At 64.9% G+C, this 16648-nt stretch carries 13 protein-coding genes, 4 tRNA genes and 1 pseudogene; 13 read left to right on the top strand and 5 right to left on the bottom strand.

The annotated features are described in order from the left end of the window. Positions 1-19 precede the first annotated feature (19 nt). Positions 20-913 carry a LysR family transcriptional regulator gene (locus tag IFT75_RS05970; RefSeq protein WP_192053759.1) on the bottom strand — a complete coding sequence of 298 codons (894 nt, stop codon included), beginning with the start codon at positions 911-913 and terminating at the stop codon, positions 20-22. Positions 914-1007: 94 nt separating this feature from the next. On the opposite strand from IFT75_RS05970, the gene IFT75_RS05965 reads away from it, so the two are divergent. The 12 genes and pseudogenes from IFT75_RS05965 (at position 1008) to IFT75_RS05910 (ending at position 14974) form a co-directional block, all read left to right on the top strand. Further along, complete coding sequence (locus IFT75_RS05965; protein ID WP_192053757.1) at positions 1008-1631, top strand: cysteine dioxygenase family protein; 624 nt, start codon at positions 1008-1010, stop codon at positions 1629-1631. Then, on the top strand, positions 1628-3211 hold the full coding sequence (locus IFT75_RS05960; protein WP_192053755.1) for a rhodanese homology domain-containing protein: 1584 nt from the start codon (positions 1628-1630) through the stop codon (positions 3209-3211). Before IFT75_RS05965 ends, IFT75_RS05960 begins: the two co-directional genes overlap by 4 nt. A 113-nt stretch (positions 3212-3324) precedes the next feature. After that, a complete protein-coding gene (locus IFT75_RS05955; RefSeq protein WP_122479286.1) occupies positions 3325-4119 on the top strand; it encodes a class II aldolase/adducin family protein in 795 nt (264 codons plus the stop codon). Positions 4120-4180: 61 nt separating this feature from the next. Then, a pseudogene (locus IFT75_RS05950) lies at positions 4181-4957 on the top strand (ABC transporter permease); the annotation flags it as partial. Positions 4958-4961: 4 nt separating this feature from the next. Further along, a complete protein-coding gene (locus tag IFT75_RS05945) occupies positions 4962-5753 on the top strand; it encodes an ABC transporter ATP-binding protein (RefSeq protein ID WP_192053751.1) in 792 nt (263 codons plus the stop codon). Between the two features lie 163 nt (positions 5754-5916). Next, positions 5917-7569 (top strand): ABC transporter substrate-binding protein, encoded by a 1653-nt coding sequence (locus tag IFT75_RS05940; RefSeq protein WP_192053749.1) that lies wholly within the window; start codon positions 5917-5919, stop codon positions 7567-7569. After that, positions 7566-8525, top strand: coding sequence for an ABC transporter permease (locus IFT75_RS05935; RefSeq protein ID WP_192053747.1), 960 nt, complete (start codon positions 7566-7568; stop codon positions 8523-8525). The genes IFT75_RS05940 and IFT75_RS05935 overlap by 4 nt, the downstream gene beginning before the upstream one ends. 20 nt (positions 8526-8545) lie before the next feature. Continuing rightward, on the top strand, positions 8546-9502 hold the full coding sequence (locus IFT75_RS05930; RefSeq protein ID WP_185793932.1) for an ABC transporter permease: 957 nt from the start codon (positions 8546-8548) through the stop codon (positions 9500-9502). Continuing rightward, on the top strand, positions 9499-11118 hold the full coding sequence (locus IFT75_RS05925) for a dipeptide ABC transporter ATP-binding protein (RefSeq protein ID WP_192053745.1): 1620 nt from the start codon (positions 9499-9501) through the stop codon (positions 11116-11118). The genes IFT75_RS05930 and IFT75_RS05925 overlap by 4 nt, the downstream gene beginning before the upstream one ends. Positions 11119-11720: 602 nt before the next feature. After that, positions 11721-12698 carry an ABC transporter substrate-binding protein gene (locus tag IFT75_RS05920; RefSeq protein ID WP_192053743.1) on the top strand — a complete coding sequence of 326 codons (978 nt, stop codon included), beginning with the start codon at positions 11721-11723 and terminating at the stop codon, positions 12696-12698. Positions 12699-12710: 12 nt separating this feature from the next. After that, entirely contained in the window at positions 12711-14045 is a 1335-nt protein-coding gene (locus IFT75_RS05915) for an LLM class flavin-dependent oxidoreductase (RefSeq protein ID WP_192053742.1), read from the top strand. A 62-nt stretch (positions 14046-14107) separates the two neighbouring features. After that, positions 14108-14974 carry a TauD/TfdA dioxygenase family protein gene (locus IFT75_RS05910; protein ID WP_192053740.1) on the top strand — a complete coding sequence of 289 codons (867 nt, stop codon included), beginning with the start codon at positions 14108-14110 and terminating at the stop codon, positions 14972-14974. A gap of 149 nt (positions 14975-15123) precedes the next feature. Here the strand turns inward: IFT75_RS05910 and IFT75_RS05905 are convergent. The 4 genes from IFT75_RS05905 to IFT75_RS05890 all read right to left on the bottom strand — a co-directional run bounded on the left by IFT75_RS05905 (position 15124) and on the right by IFT75_RS05890 (position 15535). Next, positions 15124-15199 (bottom strand) — tRNA-Gly (locus tag IFT75_RS05905). Positions 15200-15202: 3 nt separating this feature from the next. Next, a tRNA-Glu gene (locus tag IFT75_RS05900) sits at positions 15203-15278 on the bottom strand. Positions 15279-15381: 103 nt separating this feature from the next. Next, positions 15382-15457: transfer RNA gene (locus IFT75_RS05895), tRNA-Gly, on the bottom strand. A 2-nt stretch (positions 15458-15459) separates the two neighbouring features. Beyond that, positions 15460-15535 (bottom strand) — tRNA-Glu (locus IFT75_RS05890). 329 nt (positions 15536-15864) lie between these two features. Here IFT75_RS05890 and IFT75_RS05885 point away from each other — a divergent pair. After that, positions 15865-16635, top strand: coding sequence for a hypothetical protein (locus IFT75_RS05885; protein WP_192053738.1), 771 nt, complete (start codon positions 15865-15867; stop codon positions 16633-16635). The last annotated feature ends 13 nt before the right edge of the window (positions 16636-16648 follow it).

The following is a 16648-nucleotide window of genomic DNA, read 5'->3' as shown; positions in this document are numbered from 1 at the left end:
GCGCACGTATCTTTCTCCATCAGTCCGTATTCATCCCGTGTGCCACGCTTTCCCCGAACAGCCTGATCGCGCCTTGCAGGTTGCCGACGAACGCCGCATGCACCAGCCACAGGTCGACCATGGGTTTGAAATCCGCCACCTGCAGAACCTGCAGTTGTTCGCGGTGGCGACTGTGCTGCAACAGCGGTGCCGGGACCAGACCCAGGCCCATGCCGCTGGCCGCCAGGCCCAGTTGCAGGTCGGTGCCGAAGGTCTCCAGGTTCAGTTTCAGGCTCAGGCCCTGCTCGGCCAGGGCGTGCGAAAGGCCAGCGCGAAAGCCACAACCGTCGGGATTCAGCACCCAACCTTCGCCTTGGCAGTCGGCCAGCTTGCAGCGTTTGCCGAAATCCAGGCCCTTGGCCCCAACCACCAGCAGCGGCATGCGCGCCAGCGAGTGACCCACCACGCCGTCGGGAAACACCTTGCCTGCCGGGAACAACGCCGCAGCCGCATCCAGCTCACGGTGCTGGATGCGCTGGACCAACTGCCCACCCCAGCCGTGGGCGACCTGCACGTGCAGGTCGGCGAAGCGCTGCTTCAGGGCGTGCAGGGCATCGAGCAGCACGGCGTCGCCGACCGTCTGCGGCACGCCGAGACGCAGCGTGCCGGAGGGTAGCGCGTCTTCGGCCACCAACTCATGCAGCGAATCGACCTCGCGCATCACGCCCTGGCAGCGTTCATACACGCGCAGGCCGATGGCCGTGGGTTTCATCGGCTTGGTGTGCCGGTCGAGCAGAATTGCGCCCAGCGACTCTTCGAGACTTTGCAGGCGCCGGGTGACAGCGGACTGAGTCAGCTGCAGGGATTCGGCGGCCACGCTCAGGGACTGCAGGCGCACGACTGCCAGGAACGCTTGGATGTCATCTATCTTCATTCGCTTTTCGCATATTAGCTTATGAACAAATTGAATTTCGGGAAGCTTAATCCCTTTGCTAGGGTAATAACGAATCTGTTCGAGGGCTACTGAAATGACTCACCCACTGCGCTATGACCGCTTTCGCCAGTTCGTCGGCGACCTGGCCGAGTTGCTGGATCGCGAACCCAGCGAGCCGGCGGTGCTGGAACAAGGCGCAGTGCTGCTGCAGCGGCTGGTCAGCCACGACGACTGGCTGCCGGCCATCGCTGCCCAGCCCGATCCGCAACGCTACCAGCAATTCCTGCTGCACGCCGACGCCCGCCAGCGCTTTTCCGTGGTGAGCTTCATCTGGGGCCCTGGGCAGAGCACACCGATCCATGACCATCGCGTCTGGGGCCTGATCGGCATGTTGCGCGGTGCCGAGTTTTCCCAAGGCTTCAGCCGCGAAGCCGATGGGCGCCTGGTGCCCGACGGCGCGCCGATCCGCCTCGGGCCGGGCCAGGTCGAAGCGGTATCACCCAACATCGGCGACATCCATCAAGTCAGCAATGCCTTCCACGATCGGGTGTCCATCAGCATCCATGTCTACGGCGCCAATATCGGCGCGGTAGCGCGCGCTGTGTACAGCGAAAGCGGCGAAGAAAAGCCATTCATTTCCGGTTATTCCAATGCCGGCATCCCCAATTTCTGGGACTTGTCCAAAGAGCGCCCGCCAAAAGAGAGTTCACCCGCATGAGCCAGATTGCCGTACGCCCCTACTCCACCTTGCGCCAGGCACTGCTGGACGGCCAGGAAGTGGCATTGATCGATGTCCGCGAAGAGGCGCCTTTCGCCGAGGCTCACCCACTGTTCGCCGCCAATATCCCCCTGTCCCGGCTGGAACTGGACATCTACGCCCGGGTACCGCGCCGCGATACGGCCATCACCGTCTATGACGACGGCGAAGGCCTTGCCGCCGTGGCCGCGCAACGCTTGCAAGCGCTCGGTTACACCGATGTGGCGCTGCTGCAAGGCGGGCTTGCCGGCTGGCACGATGCAGGCGGCGAGCTGTTTCGCGACGTCAACGTACCGAGCAAGGCCTTCGGCGAGCTGGTCGAAAGCCTGCTGCATACACCGTCACTGGCGGCCGAGGACGTGCAGGCCCTGCTCGACAGCCGGGCCGACGTGGTGGTGGTCGACGCACGACGTTTCGACGAATACCAGACCATGAGCATTCCGGGCGGCATCAGTGTGCCAGGCGCCGAACTGGTGCTGCGCATCCGCGAACTCGCGCCCGATCCGCAGACCCGAGTGATCGTCAACTGCGCCGGTCGCACCCGGAGCATTATCGGCACGCAGTCGCTGGTCAATGCGGGCATTCCCAACCCGGTGTCGGCACTGCGCAACGGTACCATCGGCTGGACATTGGCAGGTCAGACACTGGAGCACGGCCAGCAACGTCGCTTCGGCGAAGTCGCCGAGCACACCCGCGCGGCAGCGGCGCAGTCGGCACGCGCGGTCGCGGACAGGGCCGGTGTGCAACACGCGACGCTTGCAGCGCTGGCCCGCTGGCAAACCGAACAGGGCCGCACCACCTATGTGTTCGACGTGCGCACCCCGGAAGAATACGCGGCCGGGCACCTGCCTGCGGCGCGCTCCACCCCGGGCGGCCAGTTGGTGCAGGAAACCGATCATTTCGCCAGCGTGCGCGGTGCGCGGCTGGTGCTGGTGGACGACGACGGCGTACGCGCCAACATGAGCGCGTCGTGGCTGGCCCAGATGGGTTGGGACGTGTTCGTGCTGGACGATGCACAGTCCAGCGATTTCACTGCCGACGGCGCCTGGCAGACGCCACTGCCGACCCTGCCGGAAGCCGAGACGATCAGCCCGGCGACGCTCGCTCGGTGGCAACGCGAGGGCAACACCCAGGTGTTCGACTTCACCAGCAGCGCCAACCACGTGCAACGTCATATCGCCGGTGCCCATTGGGCACTGCGCGCGCAATTGCCCCAGGCCCTGGAGAACGTACCCGTGGCCGAACGCTACGTGGTGACCTGCGGCAGCGGCCTGCTGGCACGCTTTGCGGTGGCCGATCTGCAGGCGTTGACCGGCAAACCGGTGTTCCTCCTCGAAGGTGGCAACGCCGCCTGGGTGGCCCAGGGCCTGCCGGTGGAAGCCGGCGAACGCCATCTGGCCGTGCCCCGCAGCGACCGCTACCGGCGCCCCTACGAGGGCACCGACAACCCTCGCCAAGCCATGCAAGGCTACCTGGATTGGGAGTTCGGTCTGGTCGAGCAACTGGCCAGGGACGGCACCCACGGCTTCAAGGTGATCTGACACCGCAACGCCCCTACATCACTGGCTGCTCGGGACCTGATGAAACCGGACCGAGCGGCGATCGCACTCATGTGCCGTCGCCGCCGGCACGCACGTTTTTCAGGAGAGACCCGATGACTTCGTTGTCCGTTCTGCACGATTCCACGCCCACGCTGCGCCAGCGTGTCACGCCGCAGGAATGGGAGGTGCGCGTCAAGCTCGCGGCCGCCTATCGCCTGGCCGCGCAACTGCGCTGGACCGACCATATCTACACGCACTTCTCGGCCCGCGTGCCGGGTGATCAGGAGCACTTCCTGATCAACGCCTTCGGCCTGCTGTTCGATGAAATCACCGCATCCAATCTGGTCAAGGTGGATATCGACGGCGAGCTGATCGACGATCCACTGGGGCTGGGCATCAACCACGCCGGCTACGTGATCCACAGCGCCATCCACCGCGCACGCCCCGACCTCAAAGCCGTGTTGCACACCCATACCCGCGATGGTGCTGCAGTGTCGGCCCAGCGCAACGGCTTGCTGCCGTTGTCCCAGCACGCATTGCTCTACTACAGCCGCGTCGCCTACCACGGTTATGAAGGCATAGCCCTGGACCTGGACGAACAGACGCGCCTGGTTCGCAACCTGGGCAACAGCAACATCCTGATCCTGCGCAACCACGGCCTGTTGACCGGAGGCGTCAGTGTCGAACATGCCTTCCGCGAACTGCATGGGCTGGAGCGGGCCTGCAACATCCAGATCGCCGCCCAGGCCGGCGGCAATGCCGACCTGCTGCTGGCGCCGCAGGCGGCCATCGACAAGGTGCATCAGCAATCTGCCAGTGCAGCCAGCGGCGACAACCCCAAGATCCAACTGCACTGGGACGCCCTGATCCGTCAGCTCGACCGCGAGGGCCAAGACTATGCCACCTGAAATCGCCTCTGCGCCGATCGCCAGGGCGCCCATCCACATGCTCGAAGTCACGCCCAGCGCATCCCGGCGCGGCGTGCAGGTGCCAGGCTTCGTACTCAGGCTGCTGAGCCCGCTGGCGATCCTGGTGCTCTGGGAGCTGGCCTCGCGGGTCGGGCTGATCCCGCCGCGTATCATCGCCGCGCCGTCGAGCATCGGTGTGACGTTCTGGGCGCTGACCATCAGCGGCGAGCTCCCGGCGCATCTGCTGATATCCCTGCAGCGCGCGGTGTCGGGCCTGGCCATTGGTGTGTTCATCGGCACCGCTGCGGCCCTGCTCACCGGCCTTTCGCGGCGTGGCGAAGTGCTGCTCGACTCACCCATGCAGATGCTGCGCACCGTACCCTCACTGGCGCTGGTGCCACTGTTCATTCTGTGGTTCGGCATCGGCGAATTCACCAAGGTCGCGCTGATCGTCATGGGCACCACCTTTCCGGTGTACCTGAACCTGTTCGCCGGCATCCGCAGCATCGACCCCAAGCTGATCGAAGCCGGCAACACCCTGGGGCTGAACCGTCGCGAACTGGTCTGGCACGTGATATTGCCCGGCGCGCTGCCGTCGTTCTTCGTCGGCCTGCGCTATTCGCTGGCGATCTCCTGGCTGGCGTTGGTGTTCGTCGAGCAGATCAACGCCACCTCCGGCATCGGCTTCCTTGCCAGCGACGCGCGCGACTTCATGCGCACCGACATCATCGTCATCTGCCTGCTGGTGTACAGCCTGCTGGGGCTGCTGATCGACGGCATCATCCGCGCCCTGGAGCACTACGCCCTGGCCTGGCGCCCCTCCTTCGTGAAGAGCTGATCCCATGACCGCACACAACGTCACCCGCCCGTTGCACCCACAACCCGCCGTCAGCCTGCAGAACGTGGTACGTCAGTTCGGCGCCAACCGCGTCATCGATGGCTTGAACCTGGACATCGCGCCCGGCGAGTTCGTTGCCCTGCTGGGCGCCAGCGGCTCGGGCAAGACCACCCTGCTGCGCTCGCTGGCCGGGCTCGACCCGATCGAAGGTGGCCGCCTGCTGGTGCCTGCGGCCCGCTCGGCGGTGTTCCAGGAACCGCGCCTGATGCCGTGGAAGCGCGTGTGGAAGAACGTCACCTTGGGCGTGCGCACCCCCCAGGCCCGCGAGCGTGCGGTCAAGGCGCTGACCGAAGTGGGTTTGGCGCATCGGCTCGATGCCTTTCCCGCCACCCTGTCCGGGGGTGAAGCCCAGCGCGTGGCATTGGCCCGCAGCCTGGTGCGCGAGCCCCGCCTGCTGCTGCTGGACGAACCGTTCGCCGCCCTCGATGCGCTGACCCGCATTCGCATGCATCAGTTGATCATCGATCTGTGGCGTGCCCACGGGCCTGCAGTGCTGCTGGTCACCCACGATGTCGAGGAAGCGATCCTGCTGGCCGATCGCATCATCGTGCTCAAGAACGGGCGCATTGCCGAAGCGCTGCCCATTGGCCTGGATCGCCCTCGGGAAAAAGGCACACCGGCCTTCAATGCCATTCGCCGACGCCTGTTGGGGCTGCTGGGCGTGGAAGCCGGCCCGCCTCAGGTGGCCGATGGACCCTTGCCGCAGGCCAACAGACCACGAGCGCTCGCTACCTGAATCGAAGTGGGGCCATTCGCGGGCAGAGCCCCGCTCCCACAGAGAACTTGCCGCCCGCCCCGTTCCCACAGGCACCACCAACCTCTGTGGGAGCGGGGCTCTGCCCGCGAAGGCCCGCACCCCAAACCCAAGCCGATCACAGCACTACAAAGGACAGTCACCCATGCCCCACCCAACCCACCCATCGGCTTCGAACCTGCCCCAACGCCCCCGCCTGCTGGCACTGGGCATACTGCTCGCAACACTGGCGGGCTGCTCGCCCTCGGCCCCCGAACACGCCGACAAGACCCTCAAGATCGCCTTCTTCGGCGACAACACCACCCTGGTCAGCGTCGACCCGTTCCAGGTCTATTGGCTCGAACATCGCGTGCTGCTGCGCAACGTCGCCGAATCACTGACCGACCAGGACCCGGACACCGGCAAGATCATTCCCTGGTTGGCCAAGAGCTGGGACATCAGCGACGATGCCCTGAGCTACACTTTCCAACTACGTGACGACGTCACCTTCAGCAACGGCGAGCGCTTCGACGCCCACGCCGTGAAGGCCGCCTTCGACAGCGACAAGGCATTCGCCCAGGAGCTGCCGGCGACCTTCGGCGCAACCTACCTGGCCGGCTACGACCATGCCGAAGTGCTCGACGACTTCACCGTCAAACTGGTGCTGTCACGACCCAACGCCGGCTTCCTGCAGGCCACGTCCACCACCAACCTGGCGATTCTTGCACCGGCCTCCTACCAGTTGACCGCCAAGCAGCGCTCGCTCGGCCAGATCATCGGCACCGGGCCGTTCGTGCTCGAGCACTACACGCCGGAGAGCGGCGCCCGACTGACCCGTCGACCGGGCTACCACTGGGCGTCGGCGAACATGAAGAACAAGGCCGACGCCCATCTGGATGCCGTGGAAATCAGCTACATCGCCGAGGAAAGCGTACGCAACGGATTGTTCCTGCAGGGCAAGGTCGATGTGCTGTGGCCGCGCAACCCGTTCTCGGAAGTCGACCTCAAGCTGTACCAGAGCAAGGGCGCTACCATTCAGAGCCGCGCCTTGCCCGGCCCCGCGTTGAACCTCTACCCCAACACCCGCAACGGCCGTGTACTGGCCGACAGGAAAGTGCGCCAGGCACTGCTCAAGGCCATCGACCGCAAGAGCTACGCCAGCACCGTGTACAACGCCGATTTCCCCGTCGTCGACGGTGTGTACGACAGCACCACTCCGTACTTCAAGGCCCAGGGCGCCAAGCTTGGCTACGACGCTGTCGGCGCCGCACGCTTGCTGGACGAGGCAGGCTGGGCACCGGCTGCCGATGGCTATCGACACAAGGACGGCAAGCGCCTGAGCCTGGCCTACAACATCAACGGCAGTGAAACGGCCGGCGATGTGCTGGTGCAGGATCAACTGCGCAAGGTGGGTATCGACCTGAAACTCAACGTGGTGACCCGCGCCGAATGGACCGCCGCCAATGCCCAGGGCAACTACGACCTGACGTCCACCTACATGACCCGCGCCGATCCGATCATTCTGCAGACCATTCTCGATCCGCGCAGTGCCAACAGCTCGACCCTGGCCACCAATACCTACGAACCGGCGACCCTGAACCGGGCCACCGCGCTGTTCGACGCTGGCATCACTGCCACTCGAGCCGAGCAACGCGCCAAGGCGTACGGCGATCTGCAGGACCTGCTGGTGGACGAGGCCTCGGCCATCCCGATCTACGAGCGTGTCTGGCAGGCAGCCACGGCGGCTCGGGTGAAGAACTTCCACTGGACCGCAGAAGGCTTCGCCTTCCTCGGTGACATCGAGGTCGGCACGCCATGAACCGTTACCTGCTGGGGCGTGTCGGCCAGGCGCTGCTAGTGCTGTGGGGCGCCTATACCATCACCTACTTCATCCTCTACCTGCTGCCCGGCGACACGCTGTCGATCATGCTCAGCGCCTCGGGCCTGGAAGTCGATGCGCTGTCACCGGCGGACCTGGCCAAGGCGCGTGCCTACTACGGGCTGGATCGCGGGCTGTTCGAGCAGTACGTGCATCTGCTCTGGCAGGCCCTGCACGGTGACTTCGGCCAGTCGCTGTCGCTCAACCGGCCGGTGACTGCGCTGCTGGCCGAGCGCCTGCCACAAACCCTGACCCTGGCCGGGTCGGCCATCGTGCTGTCGTTGATCGGCGGCATCGGTCTGGCCTACCTGACCGCCTACGTGCGCTGGCAACCCCTGCAATCGGCCATGGCGCGCCTGCCGTCGCTGGGGTTCTCGGTGCCGATATTCTGGCTGGGCCTGCTACTGATCCAGGTGTTCGCCTTCGGCCTGGGCTGGTTCCCCGCCACCGGCAGTCAGGGCCTGGACAGCCTGGTGCTGCCGGCCATCACCCTGGCGATCCCCAGCGCAGCGGTGTATGCCCAGGTGCTGCAACGCGGATTTCAGCAGGTGTGGCGCGAGCCCTACATCACTACGGCCTACGCCAAGGGTCTGAGCCGCGCCCAGGTGCAGTACCGCCACGGCCTGAAGAACGCCGCGCTGCCGATTCTCACGCTGTTCGGCCTGCAGGTCGGCAACACCGTGTCAGGTGCGGTGCTGGTGGAAACCATCTTCAGCCGCAACGGTGTCGGGCGCTTGGCCCAGGAAGCCGTACTGCGCCAGGACATTCCGGTGGTGCTGGCGATCGTCGCCATCTCCGCGGCCGCTTTCGTGGTGGTGAACCTGTTGGTGGACCTGCTCTACCCGATGTTCGACCCCCGTATCACCCACGCGCCCCGTGCGCCCAGTGCGGCCTAGGCCTGCCAAGGATTCCGCTCATGCCTTCATCCAACGCCGTGCACAACCTCGACCGTCGGTTCGGCTCGCCGTCGATACAACGCTTGCCGGCTACGACGCCATCCGCGCCATTGCCAGTGGAGGCCACCACGCCATGGCGACGGCGCAATCGCTGGTCACGCCTGCTCAGCGCTTCACGTCCCCTGTTGCGCCGGCCCGGCTTCATGCTGGCCGCGCTGGTAGTCGCCTTTGCTTTGCTGGCTGCGCTGGCACCGGGCGTGCTGAGCGGCTTCGACCCCAATGCCACGGCGCCGCTGGCCAAGCTCACCGCGCCCAACGCCACCCATTGGTTCGGCACCGACGAGCTGGGCCGCGACCTGTATACCCGCGTGATCCACGGCGCCAGCCTGTCGATTCAGGCAGCGCTGCTGGCGGTTGGCCTGGCCCTGCTCGGCGGCTTGAGCCTGGGCGTGCTGTCGGGGTTCGCCGGGGGCCGCGTGGATGCGCTGATCATGCGCGTGATCGACGTGCTGCTGGCCCTGCCCGGCTTGCTGCTGGCCCTGGCCATCGTCACCGCCATCGGCTTCGGCACCTTGCCGGTAGCCCTCGCCGTGGGTGTAGGGATCATTCCCGGTTTTGCCCGCACCACCCGCGCCGAGGTGCTGCGCGTGAAGACCCTGCCTTACGTGGAAGCCGCCCGCTTGGGCGGTGCGAGCTGGTTGCAGACGTTGTGGCGGCACATTCTGCCCAACGCCTGGGGGCCGGTCGCCGTGCTCGCCACCCTCGACTTCGGCGCCGCCATTTTGGCCACCGCAGGCCTCAGCTTCCTGGGTTTCGGCGCCGCGCCACCGGCGCCGGAATGGGGCACGCTGATCGCTACCGGACGGCATTTTCTGATCACCGCGCCGTGGGTGGCGCTGTTGCCCGGCGCCTTTGTCGTGGCGGTGGTGTTCAGCCTCAATCACCTGGCCCGCACCTTTGAAGAGATCAAGCGATGAACGCGCTCATTGAAGTCCACAACCTGGGCATCGCCTACCGCCAGGGTGCGCAGCACACCCAAGCGGTGACGGATGTATCGTTCAGCCTGGCCCAGGGCGAGACCCTGGCCATCGTCGGAGAATCGGGCTCGGGCAAGACCACTGTGGCCAACGCTATCCTCGGCTTGCTGCCTGACAGCGCCGTGCTGACTGCCGGTCGGCTGGTGGTGGCCGGGCAGGACCTGAGCCAGGCCAGCGAACGCGTCAAGCGCCAACTGCGCGGCCGCACCATCGGTCTGGTACCACAAGACCCGATGGTCAGCCTCAACCCCACCCAGCGCATCGGCGTGCAGATCGCCGAGGCACTGGTGCTGGCCAGAGGTGGGCGCTACCGCGGGGTAGACAACGATGTCAGCGAGCTGCTCGCCCAGGTCGGCCTGGACAACCCGACGCTGCGCGCCCGGCAGTACCCTCACGAGCTCTCCGGCGGCATGCGTCAACGCGTGCTGATCGCCATCGCGCTGGCCGGCAATCCGCGACTGATCATCGCCGATGAGCCGACCAGTGCGCTGGATGTGACCGTCCAGCAGCGGATTCTCGATCATCTCGAGGGGCTGGTGCGCGAGCGAGGCATCTCGTTGCTGATCATCACCCACGACCTGGGCGTGGCCGCCGACCGCGCCGACAGGGTGCTGGTGATGAAGTCCGGGAGGCTGGTCGAGCACGGCACGCCGCAGCAGGTACTGGCAAAGCCGACCCAGCCTTACACCCGCGCCTTGATCGCCGCCGCGCCAGCCTTCGCCGAGCCCCGCGCACCGCGCGCTGCGGCTGCGCCAGGGCAACCGCCGCTGCTGGCGCTGACTGCGGTGAACAAGCATTACCGGCTGCCACGGGTCCGTGGCCAGGCCGACCGCTTCCAGGCGCTGGCCGATGTCAGCTTCAAGGTCTGCGCCGGGCAGACCCTGGGCATCGTCGGCGAATCCGGGTCGGGCAAAAGTACGGCGTTGCGCATTGCCCTGGGGCTGGAGAAAGCCGACAGCGGCCGTATCGAGTTTGCCGAGCAGGACGTGACCGATTTCGGCTGGCGACAATTCCGGCCGCTGCGTCGGCGCATGCAACTGGTGCAGCAGAACCCGTTCGCAGCGCTGGACCCGCGCCTGTCGATCTTCGACAGCATCGTCGAACCTCTCGTCTCGTTCGGCCTGGCCCGAGGGGCGGAGCTCGATCGGGCTGCGCGTGAATTGATCGAACGGGTGCATCTGCCGGCCCACTTCCTCGACCGCGTGCCCAGGGAGCTGTCCGGCGGCCAGCGCCAGCGTGTGGCCATCGCCCGGGCCCTGGCACTGCAGCCCGACCTTCTGCTGCTGGACGAGCCGGTGTCGGCCCTGGACGTTTCGGTGCAGCGGCAGATCCTCGATCTGCTCGACGAGCTGCAACGCGAGCTGGGCATCGCCTACGTCATCGTCTCCCATGACCTGGCAGTGATTGCCAACGTCGCCGATGAGGTGCTGGTCATGCGCCAGGGCCGCATCGTCGACCAGGGCCCCACTGCGCAGCTGTTCAACCATCCGGGGAATGCCTACACCCAGGCCCTGCTGGACGCCGTCCCCGGCAAGCGCCAACGCGCCCTGGCCTGAGCCACGTCATCCCGCCCCCCGTAGGAGCGGTCATCGGCCGCGAAGAAAGCACCGCGGTACGCCTGAACCACCGCAGCGCCCATTCGCGGCCACGGACCGCTCCTACAATACTCCGCGCAACCCCCGTAGGAGCGGTCATCGGCCGCGAAAAAACACCGCGGTATGCCTGAACCACCGCAGCGCCCCTTCGCGGCCACGGACCGCTCCTACAATACTCCGCGCAATCCCCGTAGGAGCGGTCATCGGCCGCGAAGAAAGCACCGCGGTATGCCTGAACCACCGCAGCGCCCATTCGCGGCCACGGACCGCTCCTACAATACTCCGCGCAACCCCCGTAGGAGCGGTCATCGGCCGCGAAAAAACACCGCGGTATGCCTGAACCACCGCAGCGCCCCTTCGCGGCCACGGACCGCTCCTACGAGACAGACCCATACAAAAATATGCTAGCTACGCATATTGCCATCACCTAAGAATTCATAAAAAGAATAATTAACTTAGAACTAAATGTCATTTCACAGCGCCTCGTTAGAGCTTTAGCTTGAATGCAGACCGACCCCTCGCCTGGTGGAGGTAACTCAATCCCTCTTCAGGAGTCGCTGTCCATGACCCGTTCCCGTGTCCTTTCCCTCGTCTTGGCCGTCGGGCTGTTGGCCACCGGCCCCCTGGCCTGGGCCGACAAGCTCGAACCATTGCGCGTTGCCAATCAGAAATCCACCCTGAAGCTGCTGCTCACCGCCGCCGGTGAACTCAAGAACGTTCCCTACCCCATCGAGTTCTCGGAATTCGCAGCCGCCGCGCCGCTGGGCGAAGCGCTGAACGCCGGCGCGGTGGACGTGGGTTATCTGGGCGATGCGCCCTATGTCTTCGCGCTGGGTTCCGGCGCGCCGCTCAAGGCCGTCAGCATTACCCATTTCGAAGGCCGCTATACCACGTCCATCCTGGTGCCCAAGGACTCGCCGCTGCAGTCGGTCGCCGACCTCAAGGGCAAGCGGGTCGTCACCAATCGCGGTTCCATCGGCCACTTCCTGGTGATCAAGGCCTTGCGTGACGCGGGCCTGAAGACGTCCGACATCACCTTCGTCAACCTGCTGCCCAGCGATGCCCAAGGCGCCCTGCAGTCCGGCGACGCCGACGCCTGGTCGACCTGGGACCCCTACACCACCATTGCGCTGAACCAAGGCAACGCCCGCATCCTGCGCAAGGGCACCGACCTGCTGACCAACAACACCTACCTGGTCGCCACGCAGCAAGCCACTGAAACCAAGCGCGCGCAGGTCGAGGACTTCGTCGTGCGCCTGGAGCGTGCCTACCAATGGGCCAACACCCACCACGACGAGTTCGCCGCAGCCCAGGCTCAGGTCACCCGCCTGCCCCTGGCGGTGCACCTGGCCTCGGTCAACGAGACCCGCTACACCCGCGCCGAGATCACCGACGCGGTGATCGCCGACCTGCAGCAAACCGCCGACATCTATCTGGAGGAAGGCGTGCTGGCCCAGCCGGTCAAGGTTGCCCAAGGTTTCGACAAGCATTTCAACGCCTACCGTGCACCCACCCAAACCCCACTGGCCAGCGCGCCATAACAGGAGATTCCCATGAGCACACGACAACTGAAACTGGGCGCCATGATCCACGGTGTGGGGCACGGCTGGGGCGAGTGGCGCCATCCGCAGGCGTTGGCCGACGCCAGCACCAACCTGCGCTACTACCAACAGCAGGCGCGGCTGGCCGAAGAGGCGCGCTTCGACTTCGCCTTCATCGCCGACAGCCTGCACATTCACGAACGCTCGAGCCCGCACTACCTCAATCGCTTCGAACCGCTCACCCTGCTCTCGGCGCTGGCCGCCACTACCGAGCACATCGGCCTGGTGGCTACCATCACGGTCAGCTACACCGAGCCCTACCAGGTGGCGCGGCAATTGGCTTCGCTCGACCACATCAGTGGCGGGCGCGCCGGCTGGAACGTGGTCACCTCCTGGCTGTCCGGCACCGCCGACAACTTCAGCAAGGCCGAGCACCCGCCCCATGCCGTTCGCTACCGCATCGCCCGGGAGCACGTGGATGTGGTCAAGGGGCTGTGGGATTCCTGGGAAGACGACGCCTTTACCCGCAACAAGGCCACCGGCGAGTTTTTCGACCGCAGCAAGCTGCACGCACTGAACCATCAGGGCGAATTCTTCCAGGTCAAGGGACCCCTGAACATCGCCCGCTCGCGCCAGGGTCAACCGGTGATCTTCCAGGCCGGCGTTTCCGAAGACGGCCGTACATTCGCGGCGCAGAACGCCGATGCGATCTTCTGCCGGCACGAGTCGTTCACCGAGTCGCACGCCTATTACCAAGACCTCAAGCAACGTGCTGCGAAGGCCGGTCGCAACCCGGACAAACTGTTCATCCTGCCCGGCATCAGCCCGATCGTGGGCCGGGACCGCGACGAGGTCGAGCGCCGCTATCAGGAAGCTGCAGACCTGGTGGGCATCGAAGACGCCATCGTCGCCCTCGGCCGCCCGTTCAACGACTACAACTTCAACGGGCATGACCTGGACGCGGCCTTCCCCGATCTGGGCGACCTGGGCGCCAATAGCCACAAAGGTACGTCCGAGCGTATCAAGCACGTGGCCCGTGAAGAGAACCTGACCTTGCGCCAAGTGGCGCTGCGCTTCGCCAAGCCCGACCGGGATTTCGTCGGCCTGCCAGAAGAAGTCGCCGACGCGGTGCAAGCCTGGTTCGAGGGTCACGCCGCCGATGGCTTCATCATCAACTCGCTGTTGCCCAACGGCCTTGAATACTTCACCCGCTACGTGGTGCCGATCCTTCAGCAACGCGGCCTGTTGCGCACCGAATACCCCGGCCTGACCCTGCGCGACAGCCTCGGCCTGGAGGTGCCGACCAATCGCAACGCAACCGCGCGCCGCAACGAAGAAGTGGCCTGAATTCCCTTTCCCCACCCGCCGTGGCCGTGGGCTCCGGCACTCGATTGCAAAGGACATCTGCCATGTTTGCCGAAAAAATACCGCGCCCTGCCACGGCGATCCGCGCCACTGCGCTGGAGCCGACCATCGGCGCGCAGATCGAGGGCCTGGATCTGCGACGCCCACTCGACGCGCACGCCCGTGATGAAATACGTGCCTTGCTGCTCAAGCACAAAGTGTTGTTCTTCCGTGACCAGCACATCGATACCGCCCAGCAACTGGCGTTCGCCCGTCAGTTCGGCGAGCTGTACCAGCATCCGACCACCCAGAAGCAGGACCACGAGCGTCCCAACGCCCACCTGATTCTGGGAAGTGAAGCCCGCGACCGTTACGGCGACGCCCGCAAGGGCCGCTGGCATACCGATACCAGTTGGATGCTCAAACCCACCTTCGGCGCCGTGCTACGCGCGGTGTCGCTGCCCGAAACCGGCGGCGACACGCTCTGGGCCGACACCGGGCTGGTGTACCGCAGCCTGCCGGCGGCCCTGCGCGAGCGCATCGACAATGCCTTCGTCACCCACAACTTCAAACCCGCGCTGGACAAGGTCGGCTACAACTACCCGATCCTCGCGCACCCGCTGGTGCGTACGCATCCGGAGACGGGCGAAGATGCGTTGTTCATCAACTTTTCGATGTCACCGCAAATTCTGGGTCTGTCACTGGAAGAAAGCCGCGAGATCGTCGGCCTGTTGCTCAAGGAAGTGAGCAACCCGGAGTACCAGGTGCGTTTCAAGTGGCAAGCCGGAGATGTAGCGTTCTGGGACAACCGTGGGGCATTGCATTACCCGGTGTACAACTACGGTGATTTCCCGCGGGCAATGGAACGGGTATTGATTGCCGACGACGACATTCCCCATCGGCGCCGGGTTCAGCCCGACAGCCCGCAGTGAACCCTTCGCGGCCGCTGACCGCTCCTACGGTCGGCTCGCTACTGCGCAGGAGCGGTCATCGGCCGCGAAAGGCACGCCACGGTGCATGACTCATAAATCACGCACGAACAAAAACGCCGCTCATCTCTGAGCGGCGTTTTCATTGAATTTGGAGCGGGAAACGAGACTCGAACTCGCGACCCCGACCTTGGCAAGGTCGTGCTCTACCAACTGAGCTATTCCCGCAAATGGCGTCCCCTAGGGGACTCGAACCCCTGTTACCGCCGTGAAAGGGCGGTGTCCTAGGCCACTAGACGAAGGGGACACGCTGACCGAAACACATGGTGTGTATTCCGGGGCCCAGACCCAAGTCCGAAGACTGGATGCTGGTTTCACTCAGTGCCGCCCGAAGGCCACACTGCTTAAACTGGAGCGGGAAACGAGACTCGAACTCGCGACCCCGACCTTGGCAAGGTCGTGCTCTACCAACTGAGCTATTCCCGCAATGGCGTCCCCTAGGGGACTCGAACCCCTGTTACCGCCGTGAAAGGGCGGTGTCCTAGGCCACTAGACGAAGGGGACACGCTACAACTTCACTCCCTGCCGCGCTTCGCTGTGTGCTTTACGCTGCAAGTGGCGCGCATTCTATGGATGCTTTCGAGGGTCGTCAACCCCCTGTTATAAATTTATTTAAATCAATGACTTCACCGTGCTTTGCGGGCCAGCCGGGCGTGCTGATGAAGCAGCGAGACACGTGGACATGAATAAGCTTTTGACAGCAGTAATAGCACAAAGCCATAGTTGCGACGGACAGCGCTGGTACCTCTATAAATGCGTTGCAGCGTGTTGTGCTATCGGTGTCGGCAGACCGGCCCTACACTTCAACCTCACTCAACCTCGAGAGCTCCCCGGTGACTCCACTCATGATCACCCTGTTCATCGTAACGGGGATCGCCATCCTTATCGTCATCGGCCTGCTCAACAACATGGTCGAGAGCAACAAGCTGGCCAAGGCGCGCGACAAGCTCGAGCTCACCGACCGCCTGCGCCGCTGCGGGCGCATCGGCGAGACGTTCCCCGGCCAGCTGATGACCCCTGCCCTAAAGCAACTGCTTACCCGGCTGGAGCTGAACATCAGCCAGCGCCTGCTGCTGCTCGACAGGCAGAACGCGCCGCTCAAGACGCGCCTTGAAGAGCTGCAAGGTGAGATCGCCAAGGGCGATGACATTGCAATCGGCAATCCGCCCTTCCCGATCCTGACCGAAGACCAGGCCAAGGAAGTGCGCTTTCTGCTCGAAGCTTTGCATGCGCAGGTCACGCGTGCCGCTCAGGAGGGCTTTCTCAACCCGGCCGAAACCAAGCACTGGGGCCGCGAGATCCGCAGCATTCTGGTCCTGCTGCACATCGAATTCTTCAACAACCTGGGCCAGCAACTGCTGGGAGAGGGCCAGCCGGGCCGCGCGCGGCTGGCATTCGAGCGGGGCGTGCAATACCTCAAGGGTCAGCCCGACGCTGCGCTCTACCAAGAGCAGCTGGAGTACTTGCAGAAGATGCTCAAGCGCACCAATGCCATGGTGCTCAGCCAGATGGAGCCGACCGGGAACGAAGTCAACGAACTCACCGACGGCTTGAAGGCCGACGAGAAGGAAGACCCATTCCAGAAGAAGACCAACTACGACTGAACAGGCTGGCGCT

Origin of the sequence: Pseudomonas sp. CFBP 8758, assembly GCF_014841725.1 — a bacterium.
Taxonomy (GTDB): Bacteria; Pseudomonadota; Gammaproteobacteria; order Pseudomonadales; family Pseudomonadaceae; genus Aquipseudomonas; species Aquipseudomonas baltica.
This window is presented reverse-complemented; position numbering and strand designations above follow the sequence as displayed.

What these genes read in the sequence shown, in the direction of transcription:
- IFT75_RS05970 (WP_192053759.1), bottom strand. Translation starts at nt 913, where the DNA reads ATGAAGATAGATGACATCCAAGCGTTCCTGGCAGTCGTGCGCCTGCAG.
- IFT75_RS05965 (WP_192053757.1), top strand. Translation starts at nt 1,008, where the DNA reads ATGACTCACCCACTGCGCTATGACCGCTTTCGCCAGTTCGTCGGCGAC.
- IFT75_RS05960 (WP_192053755.1), top strand. Translation starts at nt 1,628, where the DNA reads ATGAGCCAGATTGCCGTACGCCCCTACTCCACCTTGCGCCAGGCACTG.
- IFT75_RS05955 (WP_122479286.1), top strand. Translation starts at nt 3,325, where the DNA reads ATGACTTCGTTGTCCGTTCTGCACGATTCCACGCCCACGCTGCGCCAG.
- IFT75_RS05945 (WP_192053751.1), top strand. Translation starts at nt 4,962, where the DNA reads ATGACCGCACACAACGTCACCCGCCCGTTGCACCCACAACCCGCCGTC.
- IFT75_RS05940 (WP_192053749.1), top strand. Translation starts at nt 5,917, where the DNA reads ATGCCCCACCCAACCCACCCATCGGCTTCGAACCTGCCCCAACGCCCC.
- IFT75_RS05935 (WP_192053747.1), top strand. Translation starts at nt 7,566, where the DNA reads ATGAACCGTTACCTGCTGGGGCGTGTCGGCCAGGCGCTGCTAGTGCTG.
- IFT75_RS05930 (WP_185793932.1), top strand. Translation starts at nt 8,546, where the DNA reads ATGCCTTCATCCAACGCCGTGCACAACCTCGACCGTCGGTTCGGCTCG.
- IFT75_RS05925 (WP_192053745.1), top strand. Translation starts at nt 9,499, where the DNA reads ATGAACGCGCTCATTGAAGTCCACAACCTGGGCATCGCCTACCGCCAG.
- IFT75_RS05920 (WP_192053743.1), top strand. Translation starts at nt 11,721, where the DNA reads ATGACCCGTTCCCGTGTCCTTTCCCTCGTCTTGGCCGTCGGGCTGTTG.
- IFT75_RS05915 (WP_192053742.1), top strand. Translation starts at nt 12,711, where the DNA reads ATGAGCACACGACAACTGAAACTGGGCGCCATGATCCACGGTGTGGGG.
- IFT75_RS05910 (WP_192053740.1), top strand. Translation starts at nt 14,108, where the DNA reads ATGTTTGCCGAAAAAATACCGCGCCCTGCCACGGCGATCCGCGCCACT.